The 11,891-nt window shown below is 64.8% G+C and carries 12 protein-coding genes; 3 read left to right on the forward strand and 9 right to left on the reverse strand.

What is annotated here, in order from left to right; translation table 11 throughout:
* Positions 1 to 105: 105 nt before the first annotated feature.
* The 4 genes from AAFN55_RS16310 to paaI form a co-directional block, all read right to left on the reverse strand.
* A complete protein-coding gene (locus AAFN55_RS16310) occupies positions 106 to 996 on the reverse strand; it encodes a PaaX family transcriptional regulator C-terminal domain-containing protein (RefSeq protein ID WP_347799878.1) in 891 nt (296 codons plus the stop codon).
* A gap of 126 nt (positions 997 to 1,122) precedes the next feature.
* Positions 1,123 to 1,722, reverse strand: coding sequence for a TetR/AcrR family transcriptional regulator (locus AAFN55_RS16315; protein ID WP_347799879.1), 600 nt, complete (start codon positions 1,720 to 1,722; stop codon positions 1,123 to 1,125).
* Positions 1,722 to 3,032, reverse strand: coding sequence for a phenylacetate--CoA ligase PaaK (paaK, locus tag AAFN55_RS16320; protein WP_347799880.1), 1,311 nt, complete (start codon positions 3,030 to 3,032; stop codon positions 1,722 to 1,724). The genes AAFN55_RS16315 and paaK overlap by 1 nt, the downstream gene beginning before the upstream one ends.
* Entirely contained in the window at positions 3,029 to 3,472 is a 444-nt protein-coding gene (gene paaI / locus AAFN55_RS16325) for a hydroxyphenylacetyl-CoA thioesterase PaaI (RefSeq protein ID WP_347799881.1), read from the reverse strand. Before paaI ends, paaK begins: the two co-directional genes overlap by 4 nt.
* Before the next feature lie 96 nt (positions 3,473 to 3,568).
* Here paaI and AAFN55_RS16330 point away from each other — a divergent pair, with 96 nt between their 5' ends.
* Together AAFN55_RS16330 and paaZ are read left to right on the forward strand one after the other, a co-directional pair.
* Positions 3,569 to 4,798 (forward strand): cytochrome P450, encoded by a 1,230-nt coding sequence (locus AAFN55_RS16330; RefSeq protein ID WP_347799882.1) that lies wholly within the window; start codon positions 3,569 to 3,571, stop codon positions 4,796 to 4,798.
* A 10-nt stretch (positions 4,799 to 4,808) separates the two neighbouring features.
* A complete protein-coding gene (gene paaZ / locus AAFN55_RS16335) occupies positions 4,809 to 6,836 on the forward strand; it encodes a phenylacetic acid degradation bifunctional protein PaaZ (RefSeq protein ID WP_347799883.1) in 2,028 nt (675 codons plus the stop codon).
* Between the two features lie 3 nt (positions 6,837 to 6,839).
* Here the strand turns inward: paaZ and AAFN55_RS16340 are convergent, their stop codons facing one another.
* From AAFN55_RS16340 to pobA, 5 genes are read right to left on the reverse strand one after another with little or no spacing between them, the layout of a single operon-like run.
* Positions 6,840 to 7,901, reverse strand: a complete 1,062-nt coding sequence (locus AAFN55_RS16340) for a 3-carboxy-cis,cis-muconate cycloisomerase (protein ID WP_347799884.1) — start codon at positions 7,899 to 7,901, stop codon at positions 6,840 to 6,842.
* Positions 7,902 to 7,909: 8 nt separating this feature from the next.
* Entirely contained in the window at positions 7,910 to 8,524 is a 615-nt protein-coding gene (pcaG, locus tag AAFN55_RS16345; RefSeq protein ID WP_347799885.1) for a protocatechuate 3,4-dioxygenase subunit alpha, read from the reverse strand.
* 2 nt (positions 8,525 to 8,526) lie between these two features.
* Positions 8,527 to 9,282, reverse strand: a complete 756-nt coding sequence (gene pcaH / locus AAFN55_RS16350; RefSeq protein ID WP_347799886.1) for a protocatechuate 3,4-dioxygenase subunit beta — start codon at positions 9,280 to 9,282, stop codon at positions 8,527 to 8,529.
* Positions 9,279 to 9,674 carry a 4-carboxymuconolactone decarboxylase gene (pcaC, locus tag AAFN55_RS16355; RefSeq protein WP_347799887.1) on the reverse strand — a complete coding sequence of 132 codons (396 nt, stop codon included), beginning with the start codon at positions 9,672 to 9,674 and terminating at the stop codon, positions 9,279 to 9,281. The genes pcaH and pcaC overlap by 4 nt, the downstream gene beginning before the upstream one ends.
* 20 nt (positions 9,675 to 9,694) lie before the next feature.
* A complete protein-coding gene (gene pobA / locus AAFN55_RS16360) occupies positions 9,695 to 10,864 on the reverse strand; it encodes a 4-hydroxybenzoate 3-monooxygenase (RefSeq protein WP_347799888.1) in 1,170 nt (389 codons plus the stop codon).
* A 117-nt stretch (positions 10,865 to 10,981) separates the two neighbouring features.
* Here pobA and AAFN55_RS16365 point away from each other — a divergent pair, with 117 nt between their 5' ends.
* Positions 10,982 to 11,872, forward strand: coding sequence for a helix-turn-helix domain-containing protein (locus AAFN55_RS16365; protein ID WP_347799889.1), 891 nt, complete (start codon positions 10,982 to 10,984; stop codon positions 11,870 to 11,872).
* Positions 11,873 to 11,891: the final 19 nt, after the last annotated feature.

Here is an 11,891-nt window from a genome sequence, read left to right on the forward strand (position 1 = left end):
TGCGGCGCGGATCGCGCGATCATCATCCATTTGAATGACGGGCGCGCGTTTTTACGATTCTTTTGCGATCTTGAGTTGTGTCGCCGCGCGGGACGACGAAGCGGATCAGACCGAGGCGAAACGCTCGCGGCCGGCCGTGGCCGCTTTCAGCCCGGCTGCATCGAGCCAGTTCTCGCTCGGCTCATGCAGGAGACGATCGATGTCGCGCGCAATCTCCCGCGCCGCCTCGCCCGGCCACGCCTCGGGCAGCAATGCGAGCGGAAGGCCCGGATCACGCAGGACGATGCGCCGCCAGTCATGAATGAGCAGCGTTCGCGCGGTCATCGCGTCGAGCGGCGTCATACGTCGCCCGCCCTGAAGCGCGTCGGCGAGCGGGCGATAGGCGTCAACGAATGCGCGATACGCATCGCCGATCTGCTCGGAGGGCCAGAGCGCCCGAAACGCCTCCGGGTGCTCCGCGCTCTCGCCATGCACGACCAGCATGCCCGAAAGCGCGTCGCCGGCATCTGCCGCATCGGCGGTCTCCGGCCTGAGATGAACCGCGCCGTTGATGCGCAAAAACCCCAGGGCCGTGAGTTCGGACACGGTTTTCTCGTCCACGCCCGGCGGCGCCAGCGCAACGGTCCACCGCCCGGTCCACGCCGGCGGACCTGACGCATAGATGCGACGGGTGGCAAGATCGAAGGCATGGCGGCCATGCTCGTCCAGCCGGAAGAACGAATTGCGCCCCTGCCGCTCGCGCGTCACCCAATGGTCGGAGGCAAGACGGGACATGGCTGTGCGCAACGCGCCGGGCTCGATGCGCAGCCGGGCCATGATGTCCTGAAGCGCCGATAGCGATACCCGACCGCCTCGCGGCACGATCGCATCGCCGAAGATCGTGATGACGAGCGACCACACCCGCAGGCGCCCCCGCGCGTGCAGGCGATCGATCAGCGCTTCGAGCGCGCGCGTGGCTGGATTCTCAGCGGACACCATCGGTCGATCAGATGCCATGCTCTTCGCCAGGATGGCAAGGCGAACCAACGCATGCCTCCCAAAAGTGGGAACCGGTTTTGGGATAAAGACATGCTTAAAAAGAGCTAAAGCATGGCAAGCGAATCCGGAGGGCCGCGACACGCTTTAGCTGCGCAAATCCCTGACGCCGCCCACGAGCAGCCGGGTCGCGAGCCTGGCGTAGTCCGCGCGGCTGATCGCGCCGCCCTCCCGAAACCACATATAGGCCCAGTTGACCATCCCGAAGAGGCTCATCGTGACCGGCTTGACGAGCCCCGAGCCTTGGAAAAACGCCGGGTCGATCGCCCTCACCGCATCCGCCACGATCGTCACCAACTGCCTCTCGAGTGCCTTCAACTCCTCCTGCTGCGTCTCCGGGAGCAGGCGCATCGCCCCGAGCTGGACCTTGTGCTCCGCATCCGCGTCCCGGTAGGCGTCGAGCAGCGCCGTGACGAGCGCTTCGAGCCGGAGGTCCGGCACAAGAGACGCATCGTCGGCCTCTTTCACCGCTTCAACGAGATCGCTCAAGTGACTCCGAACAATATCGAAAAGCAGCATCTCCTTGGACGCGTAATAGTGGTAGAGCAGCGCCTTCGACACGCCGCATTCACCCGCCAGTTGCGCCATCGACGCGCGGTCGTAGCCGTCGCGCGCGAATGAGATTGCCGCCTGATGCAGGATCGCATCGCGTTTCTCGTCGTGATCTCTGGCGCGGCTGCGGGCCATCAGCTCTTCGGCCGGTTGTCGAGGATGCGCACCGCCTTGCCTTGAGACCGCGCCACCGTCTCGGGTTCCGTCACCTGCACCTTCACGGTGATGCCCACGGTATCCTTGATGCGCTGACACAACGCGGCCGCACTCGCGGACCGGGCTTCGGCAGCGGCGTGGTCGATCGCGGCTTCCACATGAACGATCATCTCGTCCATGCGCCCCTCGCGCAGCAGTTCGATCTGGAAATGCGGCGCCAGTCCCCGCACCGTCAGGATCTGTTCCTCGATCTGCGTCGGGAACACGTTGACCCCGCGCAGGATCATCATGTCGTCCGTGCGCCCGGTGATCTTCTCCATGCGCCGCATCGATCGCGCGGTACCCGGCAGAAGCCGCGTCAGGTCGCGCGTCCGATAACGGATGATCGGGAAGGCTTCCTTGGTGAGCGACGTAAAGACGAGTTCGCCCTTTTCGCCATCGGCCACCGGCTCGCCGGTCGTGGGATCGATGATCTCCGGGTAAAAATGATCCTCCCAGATGTGCAGCCCGTCCTTCGTCTCGACGCACTCATTGGCGACGCCCGGCCCCATCACCTCGGACAGGCCGTAAATATCGACGGCATGCATGTCGAAGGCGTCCTCGATCTCGGCACGCATCGCGTTCGTCCACGGCTCGGCCCCGAAGATGCCCACCTGCAACGGGCTTTCCCGGGGATCGAGGCCCTGCGCGCGGTATTCATCCAGGATCGACAGGATGTAGGACGGCGTGACCATGATGGTCGAGGCGCGGAAATCCTCGATGAGCGTCACCTGCCGCTGTGTCATGCCGCCGGAGACCGGAACCACCGTGCAGCCGAGCCGCTCCGCGCCGTAATGCGCACCGAGGCCGCCGGTGAAGAGCCCGTAGCCATAGGCGATGTGGACGATGTCGCCCGGCCGCGTTCCCGAGGCGCGCATCGACCGCGCCATGCAGTCGGCCCAGACCTCGATGTCGTTCTTCGTATAGCCGACGACGGTCGGCTTGCCGGTCGTGCCCGACGAGGCGTGGATGCGCAGCACCTTCTCGCGCGGCACCGCAAACATGCCGAAGGGATAATTGTCGCGCAGGTCCGATTTGACCGTGAACGGAAATTTCGCGAGGTCCGACATCTGCCTGAGATCGTCGGGATGCACCCCCGCCGCGTCGAAGCTTTTGCGATAATGCGGCACGTTCTCATAGGCATGGTTGAGCGACCATTTCAGCCTGTGGACCTGAAGTGCAGCGATCTCGTCGCGCGAGGCAATCTCGATCGGATCGAGGTCCTCTTTCCTTGGCGTCAGATCTTTCATCGACCGGGTTCCTCCTCGAAATGCTTGCCGTCGATCACCCTCGACGCGCCACGAAACGCAGCGACGATCTTGCCGTCCTCATTGGTGACCGTCACGTCGTAGAGCCCCGAACGGCCCGCCCGCGTCAGTTCCCGAGCCACCGCCGTCAGCCGCTCGCCCAACTTTCCCGGCCGCAGGAAGCTGATCGTGTTGTGCTGCGCGACGGCAAGCTGATTGTAGGAATTGCAGGCGAACGCGAAGGCGGAATCCGCCAGCGTGAAGATGTAGCCTCCATGGCAGATGTCGTGACCGTTCGTGTGGTGCGCCTCGACGGTGAACGACGTCGTCGCGGTTCCCGGCCCGACCGCATCGAGGCTCATGCCAAGCCATTTCGACGCGTCGTCGCGCGCCCACATGGCGTCAGCGCTCCTCTGCGCGATTTCCTCCGGCGTCAACGCCATGCGATCCTCCCTTCGCAAAACCGGACCGAGACTTGCATAAACCGACCGGACGGTCAATAATACGAAAATGGCGCGGGAGACGCCGGAGGAGGACACGTGCAGGCCGAACACGAGACGGCAGACGCCATTCTGGCAGACGAATTCGATATCGGCGCGATCCCGCCGGGCTTCGCGGACGACCCCTTTCCGACATACCGCGCTTTGTTGCGCCACGCTCCGGTGAAGCGCTTCGCCGATGGCTCGGTGATGCTGTCGTGCTACAGCGACCTCGCCCGGGTTTACCGGGACACGAAGGCGTTCTCGTCGGACAAGAAGGTCGAATTCCTGCCGAAATTCGGCCAGACGCCGCTTTACGAGCACCACACGACAAGCCTCGTGTTCAACGACCCGCCGCTCCACACGCGCGTGCGAAAAATCATGATGGGCGCGCTGACCCCTCGCGCCATCTCCGCCATGGAACCCGGCCTGATCGCGCTGGTCGACGGGCTTCTGGACCGCATGGAAGAACGCGGATCGGTCGACCTGATCGAGGATTACGCGTCGGCGATACCCGTCGAGGTGATCGGCAATCTGTTCGTCATGCCGCACGAAGAGCGCGGACCGCTGCGCGACTGGTCCCTCGCCATTCTGGGCGCTCTGGAGCCGACGCTTTCGCCGGAACAGCACGAACGCGGCAACCGCGCCGTCATCGAGTTCAAGGCGTATCTTGCCGATCTCGCCGCAAGGCGCAGGGCGACGCCCGGCGATCCGGCGACGGACGTGTTGACGCGCCTCATGGCCGGCAATGAGGGCGAACAGCTATCGGACGTCGAACTGCTGCAGAACTGCATCTTCATCCTCAATGCCGGCCACGAAACCACGACGAACCTGATCGGCAATGCGCTGCATGAGTTGCTGCAATGGCCCGACGAGAAAGCGCGCCTCCACGCCGACCCGGCGATGATCGACACGGCGGTCGATGAGTTCCTGCGCTTCCAGTCGCCCAACCAGCTCGGAAATCGCATGACGACGCAGGACGTGTCGTTCGACGGCAAGACGATCGTTGCCGGAACGCGCATCCATCTCGCCATCGGAGCGGCGAACCGCGACCCCGCACAATTCGACCAGCCCGACAGGCTGGACCTCGCGCGCAAGCCCAACCGGCATCTCGCATTCGCGCAAGGCCCGCATCTGTGCGCCGGATTTTCCCTGGCGCGCATGGAAGGCCGCATCGCGATCTCCCGCTTCCTCGAGCGTTTCCCGAACTATCGTGCAGACGGTGCTGCCCGCCGCACGGGGCGCGTCCGGTTTCGCGGCTTTGCGAACCTGCCCGCGCGCGTGATTTGAAAGGACGACCATGACCCTCTCCCTCCAATCCTTCGCCGCCGGACGCTGGGTCGCCCCACAAGGCAACATCTCGACGCTGAAGAGCGCCGTCACCGGCCGGGCCGTCGCGGAGATCGGCTCCGGCGGGCTCGATTTCGCCACCATGGCCGAACACGCGCGCAGCACCGGCGGACCAGCCTTGCGGGCGCTGACCTTTCACCAGCGGGCAGCACTGCTGAAGGCCTTAGCGCAATATCTCAACGAGCGCCGCGATCCGCTCTACGAACTGTCCTACGACACGGGCGCGACCAGATCCGACTCGATGATCGACATCGACGGCGGCATCGGCACGATGTTCGTCTATGCCTCGAAAGGCCGGCGCGAACTGCCGGACGACACGATCTACATAGACGGCGCGCTCGAACAGCTTTCCAAGGGCGGCAATTTCCTCGGCCAGCATGTCGCCACGTCGCTCCAGGGCGTCGCCGTCCACATCAACGCCTTCAACTTCCCCGTCTGGGGCATGCTCGAAAAGCTCAGCGCATCGCTGCTGGCGGGCGTGCCGGCGATCGTGAAACCCGCATCATCGACGGCATGGCTCGCGGAGGCCGCGTTCCGCATGATCATCGAGTCCGGCATCCTGCCCGATGGCGCCGTGCAGTTCGTGGCAGGCCCGACCGGCGACCTGCTCGACCGCCTGACCTGCCAGGACGTCGTGTCGTTCACCGGCTCGGCGGCGACGGCGCGCATGCTGCGCGCGAACCCGCACATCCTCGGCAACTCCGTGCGCTTCATCGCCGAGCAGGATTCGCTCAACGCCTCGATCCTCGGCCCCGATGCAGCACCGGGAACGCCGGAATTCGACGCATTCGTGCGCGAGGTTCATCGTGAAATGACGGCGAAGGCCGGCCAGAAATGCACCGCGATCCGCCGCATACTCGTGCCGGAGACGCACCGCGCGGCCCTGATCGAGGCGCTGTCGGAAAAGCTCGCGGCGACCCGCATCGGCAATCCACGCGACGAGGCGACCCGCATGGGCGCGCTCGCCAGCCTGGCGCAACGAGACGACGTCCGCGAAAAGGCGGAGATCATCGCGCGCGACGCGCGGCTGGTCTTCGGCGACCTGCGCACCGTCGATGCAGCGGGCGCGGACACGGACGCCGGCGCATTCCTGTCGCCCCTGCTCTTTGCGTGTGACGATCCCGACGGCGCCACCGCCATTCACGCGGTCGAAGCCTTCGGCCCGGTCTCGACCGTCATGGGCTATCGCGATCTCGGCCATGCGCTGGCGCTTGCCAATCGCGGCGGCGGATCGCTCGTCGCATCGGTCTTCACGCATGATCCACGCGTGGCGCGCAGCGTGGTGGAAATGGCGGGCGCGTTCCACGGCAGGCTCTATTTCGCCAATCGCGATACCGGCAAGGAAGCCACGGGCCACGGCTCGCCCCTGCCCCACATGATCCACGGCGGACCCGGTCGCGCCGGCGGCGGCGAGGAGCTGGGCGGCATCAGGGGCGTGATGCATTACATGCAGCGCACCGCCATCCAGGCGAGCCCCGATCTGATGACGGCGATCACGAAAGGCTGGGTCGCCGGCTCACAGACCATCGAAAAGGATCGGCATCCCTTCCGCATGACCTTCGGCGAGCTCGAAATCGGCCATACGCTGCGCACCGAAAGCCGTGTCGTGACGCTGGACGACATCGAGCATTTTGCCAATTTCACCGGCGACACTTTCTACGCCCATATGGACGAGGAGGCAGCCAAGGCGAACCCGTTCTTCGCTGGACGGGTGGCCCACGGCTATCTGATCCTGTCCTTCGCGGCCGGTCTGTTCGTCGATCCGGCTCCCGGCCCGGTCCTGGCCAATTACGGCCTCGACAATCTGCGGTTCATGAAGCCTGTTTCGCCCGGCGACAGCCTGACGGTACGCCTGACAGCCAAGCACAAGACCCGTCGCAACGACGAGTATGGCGAGGTGCGCTGGGACGTCGGCGTCTACAACCAGAGTGACGAACAGGTCGCGAGCTACGAACTCCTGACGATGAACGCGATGTAGGCGTCAGCGCTTTTCGACGAAGGATACCGACCGCAGCAGCGCCTCCGCCGTGCGCAATGCTGCCCCTGTCGCCATGACCATTTGCGGCAAGAGCATCCATTCGAGCGTCCACGCGGCCCCCGAGCGCTCGTTTTCATGCACCAGCGATTGATGCATGCCGGAGACGAGCGTCGCGTTGAACCGCGCCAGCGCCACAAGCGTCTCCGCGCCGACCGGATTGACCTTGTGCGGCATCGCCGACGATCCTCCGCCGGCGGCAAGCTTCACCTCACCCATTTCGCTCTGGGCCATGAGGGCGATGTCCTGCCCCATCTTGCCGAGCGTGCCGGTGACGAGCGAAAGCCATGAGGCGAAGGCGGCAACGCCGTCGCGCTCGGAATGGCGCGGAGGCACGGCTGCGGCGAGGCCGAAATGGTCGGCCAGCATCGTCGAGACGATCTCGCCCTTTTCGCCGAGCTTTTCCAGCGTGCCCACGGCTCCGCCGAAGGACAGGACACGCACGCCCGCGACCACGTCCGCCATCCTCTCGCGATGACGAACCAGCGGGTTGCGCCAGCTTGCGATCTTGCGCGATGCAGGCACCGCAATAGCCGCCTGCATGCGCGTATGCCCCATCGTCTCGATCTGCCCGTCGCGCGTGTCGAGTTCGCCGAGTTGTTCGATCAGGCCTTTGAGGCGCGTTTCCAGAAGTGCGGCCGCGGACGTGAGGCGCAGCGCGAGGCTGGTGTCGATGACGTCCTGGCTGGTCGCGCCGAAATGCACATGCGCTGCATGCGGTTCGCCCACAGCCTTGCGCAGTTGCTGCACCAGCGACGGGATCACCACCCCGTCGCGCGCGGTCCCCTCGCGCAGATCGTCCATGCCGGGCACGAAATCGGCGAGCAGCCGGTCGATCTCCGGTCCCGCTTCGGCAGGGATCACGCCGGCTTCCGCCTGCACGATCGCCAGAGCGCGCTCGAAGAGAACCATCATGCCGATGTCGGCTTCGGCGGCAAACAGCAGGCCGATTTCCTCGTCGCCCAGAAGGCCCGACAAAAACGGATGATCGAAAGGCGATGCGCTCACTGTCTCGCTCAGATGTCGAAGAACACGGTTTCCTTCTCCCCCTGGAGATGGATGTCGAAACGGTAGGCGTCGCCGTCGCGCTGCGCAATCAGCGTCGGCACGCGCATGCGATGCTCGATGCGCCCGAGGATCGGATCATCGCCGTTGGCGGCCTCCTCGTCACCGAAATACATCCGCGTCTGAAGGCCGAGATTGATGCCCCGCGCCACGATCCAGAAGGTGATGTGCGGCGCTTGCCTGCGGCCACCCTTGAAAGGAACCATGCCCGGCTTGACCGTCTCGAAACGGTATTCGCCGCTCGTCATGTCGGTCGGGCACCTGCCCCATCCGGTGAAATTCGGGTCGGCGGTGCCGCGCATTTCGGATGGCGAATTGTAAAGCCCTGCCGCATCGGCCTGCCAGATTTCGATCAGCGCATCCTTGATCGGCGTTCCCGTGCCGTCGAAGACGTAGCCGGTGATCGTGATGCGCTCACCCTTGGTCTTGTCGTTGACCATGCTGGTCCCGAGGTCCTGCGGATAGACCCCGGTAATCTCGGCGAAATTCGGCGTCAGGCCGATATGGACGTAGGGACCCGCGGTCTGCGAGGCGCTTTCCCTGAGGCGATTGAGTGTCTGTGCCATGATCAGTTCCCCTCCAGCCGGTTCTCGAACATCGTCGAGCGGCGGCCGCGCAGCACGATATCGAACTTGTAGGCGCGGCTGTCCATCGGTGTGGTCGCCTGCATGTCGAGCGCGGCGGTCAGTCCGGAAATCGCTGCCGGATCGTTGATCGTCTTGACGATCGGGCAGAGCGCGATCATCGGGTCGCCTTCGAAATACATCTGCGTGATCAGGCGCTGCGCGAAACCGTGCCCGAAGACGGAAAAGTGGATGTGAGCCGGTCGCCAGTCGTTCGGGCCGTTCGGCCAGGGATACGGCCCCGGCTGGATCGTGCGGAAAGCGTAGCCGCCATCCTCGTCGGTGATCGTGCGTCCGCACCCGCCGAAATTCGGATCGAGCGCCGCGATATAGCCTTCCTTCCTGTGGCGGTAACGCCCGCCGGCATTGGCCTGCCAGAACTCCAGCAACGCGCCAGGCACGCCCTTGCCGCGCTCGTCCAGAACGCGCCCGTAAACCACGATGCGCGGGCCGACCGCGCTCTCGCCGGGCTTGGCGAAATTGTGGATCAGATCGTCGTCCAGTTCGCCCAGTATGTTGTGGCCGAACACCGGACCCGTGATTTCCGAGATCGTGCCGTCGAGCGACAGCAATGCCTTTTGCGGCGAGCGCAGCACGGACGTCTTGTAGCCGGGCGTATAGGCCGCCGGATGCCACTCGCGGTCGCGTTGAAAGAAGGCACCCGTCTCGGGCTTGCGGTTGGAGAATGCGCCCTCGCTCATTCCGTCGTCTCCTTGTCCATGTCGGCAAACACCTGCTTCACGACCTTGATCGCATGATTGGCGCGCGGAACGCCCGCATAGATCGCGACGTGGAGCATGGCTTCCATGATGTCGTCGCGCGAGGCGCCGGTGTTGGCGGTCGCGCGTGTGTGAAGCGCCAGCTCCTCATAGTTTCCGAGCGCCGCCAGAAGGGCCAGCGTCAGCATCGAGCGCTCTCGCTTGGTGATCGTATCGCGCGACCAGACATGGCCCCATGCGGCTTCCGTGATCAGGTCCTGAAACGGCGCGTCGAGCGCGCTCTTCGACGTCTCCGCACGGTTCACATAGCTCTCGCCCAGCACGCTCCGGCGCGTCGCCATCCCCTGTGCATGGCGTGGTGACTTCTCACTCATTCGTCTCTCCTATGCCCGCCTCAGAAGGGCAGACCGACATAATTCTCGGCCATCGACGTGGATGCAGCCTGCGACCCCGTCAGATAGTCGAGTTCCGCTTCCTGTATCCGCTGCCCGAACGATCCCGCATCGGGAAACCGGTGCATCGTATTCGTCATCCACCACGAAAAGCGCTCCGCCTTCCAGACCCGCGCCAGCGCACGCTGCGAATATGCGTCGATTCCCGCGTCGGATCGGTCCGAATAGTGCTCGCGCAGCCCGTCGAAAAGATAACGGACATCGCTTGCCGCCAGGTTGAGGCCCTTCGCGCCCGTCGGCGGCACGATATGCGCCGCATCGCCGACGAGGAAGAGCCTGCCGAAACGCATCGGCTCGGCGACGAAGGAACGCAAAGGCGCGATCGACTTCTCGATCGAGGGTCCGGTCGTCATCGCCTGCGCCGTCTCGGCCGGCAGGCGAGATCGAAGCTCGTCCCAGAAACGATCGTCGGACCACGCTTCGACCTTCTCGTCCAGCGCGCATTGGACGTAATAACGGCTGCGCGTATTGGACCGCATCGAGCACAGCGCGAAGCCACGCGGATGGTTCGAATAGATCAGTTCGTGGCTGACGGGCGGCACGTCCGCGACGATGCCGAGCCAGCCGAACGGATAGGTCCGCTCGAACGTCTCGAGGCCCTTGCCTTCGACAGCCTTTCGGGACGGTCCGTGATAGCCGTCGCAGCCGGCGATGAAGTCGCAATCGAGCCGCTGTTCCACGCCGTTGGATTTGAATGTCACATATGGCTTGCCGCCGTCGAAATCGTGGGGCTCGGCATCGGCGGCTTCGTAGATCGTCACCCCGCCCGTTTCGGCACGGCGGTCCATGAGATCGCGCGTGACCTCCGTCTGGCCGTAGACCATGACGCGCTTGCCGGTGAGCGCATGAAGATCGATGCGGTGATGTTTGCCCGCGAAGGTCAGGTCGAAGCCGTCATGCGGCAGGCCTTGCGCATGCATGCGGGCGCCCGCACCCGCCTCGTCGAGCATGTGGGTGGTGCCTTCCTCCAGCACGCCCGCACGAATGCGGCCAAGCACGTAGTCCCGTGTCGCGCGCTCGAGGATCACATTGTCGATGCCCGCATCGGTCAGAAGCTGACCGAGCAACAATCCCGATGGGCCGGAGCCGATGATGGCGACCTGCGTGCGCATGCCGGCTTTCCTCCCAAGATGGCTTAGCAGCCGGAAAGTGCCTCCAAGCGGCGGCGTAAGCAATGGACATTCAAGGCATTCGATTGCACTATCCGACCATCATCGAGAGAAGGTGCAATGCCCGGATCGATCCCCTCCTATCGGCTTTATCGTGAGAAATCAGGCGAATCCGGCGATTTCTGGATTCACTCCGAGACGATCCCGGAGCGAACGCACCTGCACAATTGGGAGATTGCGCAGCACCGCCACGACCAGTTCTTCCAGATCTTTTGCCTGACTGCGGGCAACGGCGAGCTCGCGGAGCACGGCGGTATCCGCCCGCTCGTCGCGCCCTGCGCCATCTTCATCCCGCCGGGCGCGGTTCACGGCTTCCGCTACTCGCGCGAGATCGACGGCCTCGTCGTCACCGCGCTCGGCGACAGGCTGCGCGCGATCGCGGCCGCCGATCGCCAGGTCGCCGTCTTCGCGGCCGAGACGCGGATTGTGGCGCTGGACGACGACAATTCCGACGCCGACTTCGCCGTCGCCTGCGTCGAGCGCCTGCACATGGAGCTTCACGGCCGCAACGCCGGGCGCCTTATGCTGCTGGAGCCGCTGATGACGGCGGCACTTGTGTCGCTGGTCAGGGCAGGAAGCATGACAGCGGAATCCGGCTCGGGACTTGCCGACCGCGACCGCGCACGCGTCGAAACGCTGATGACGCTGATCGCGGCGCATTTCCGAGAGCACCGGCCGGTGCGGTTCTACGCCGACGCGATCGGCGTCTCGTCGGCGCATCTCAACCGGCTGGCGCGGATGGTGACGGGGCACAGCGTGCAGGGGCTGACGGCATTGCAGCTCGTCGAGGTGGCGCGGCGAGATCTCGTCTTCACGCCAACGCCGGTGCAGGCGATCGCCTATTCGCTGGGTTTTTCCGACCCGGCCTATTTCAACCGCTTCTTCCGCCGCCAGACGGGGATGACACCGGGGGCGTTCAGGCAGACGGAGAGGTCAAGGCTGGAGGCATGACCTCCGGTCAACCGCCCAC

It is taken from the genome of Mesorhizobium sp. CAU 1732, from assembly GCF_039888675.1.
Taxonomy (GTDB): Bacteria; Pseudomonadota; Alphaproteobacteria; order Rhizobiales; family Rhizobiaceae; genus Aerobium.

Coding starts and splice junctions, on each gene's coding strand:
- paaK (WP_347799880.1), bottom strand. CDS start 3,032: ATGAAAGATCTGACGCCAAGGAAAGAGGACCTCGATCCGATCGAGATT.
- AAFN55_RS16315 (WP_347799879.1), bottom strand. CDS start 1,722: ATGGCCCGCAGCCGCGCCAGAGATCACGACGAGAAACGCGATGCGATC.
- AAFN55_RS16365 (WP_347799889.1), top strand. CDS start 10,982: ATGCCCGGATCGATCCCCTCCTATCGGCTTTATCGTGAGAAATCAGGC.
- AAFN55_RS16310 (WP_347799878.1), bottom strand. CDS start 996: ATGGCATCTGATCGACCGATGGTGTCCGCTGAGAATCCAGCCACGCGC.
- pcaC (WP_347799887.1), bottom strand. CDS start 9,674: ATGAGTGAGAAGTCACCACGCCATGCACAGGGGATGGCGACGCGCCGG.
- pcaG (WP_347799885.1), bottom strand. CDS start 8,524: ATGGCACAGACACTCAATCGCCTCAGGGAAAGCGCCTCGCAGACCGCG.
- pcaH (WP_347799886.1), bottom strand. CDS start 9,282: ATGAGCGAGGGCGCATTCTCCAACCGCAAGCCCGAGACGGGTGCCTTC.
- paaZ (WP_347799883.1), top strand. CDS start 4,809: ATGACCCTCTCCCTCCAATCCTTCGCCGCCGGACGCTGGGTCGCCCCA.
- pobA (WP_347799888.1), bottom strand. CDS start 10,864: ATGCGCACGCAGGTCGCCATCATCGGCTCCGGCCCATCGGGATTGTTG.
- paaI (WP_347799881.1), bottom strand. CDS start 3,472: ATGGCGTTGACGCCGGAGGAAATCGCGCAGAGGAGCGCTGACGCCATG.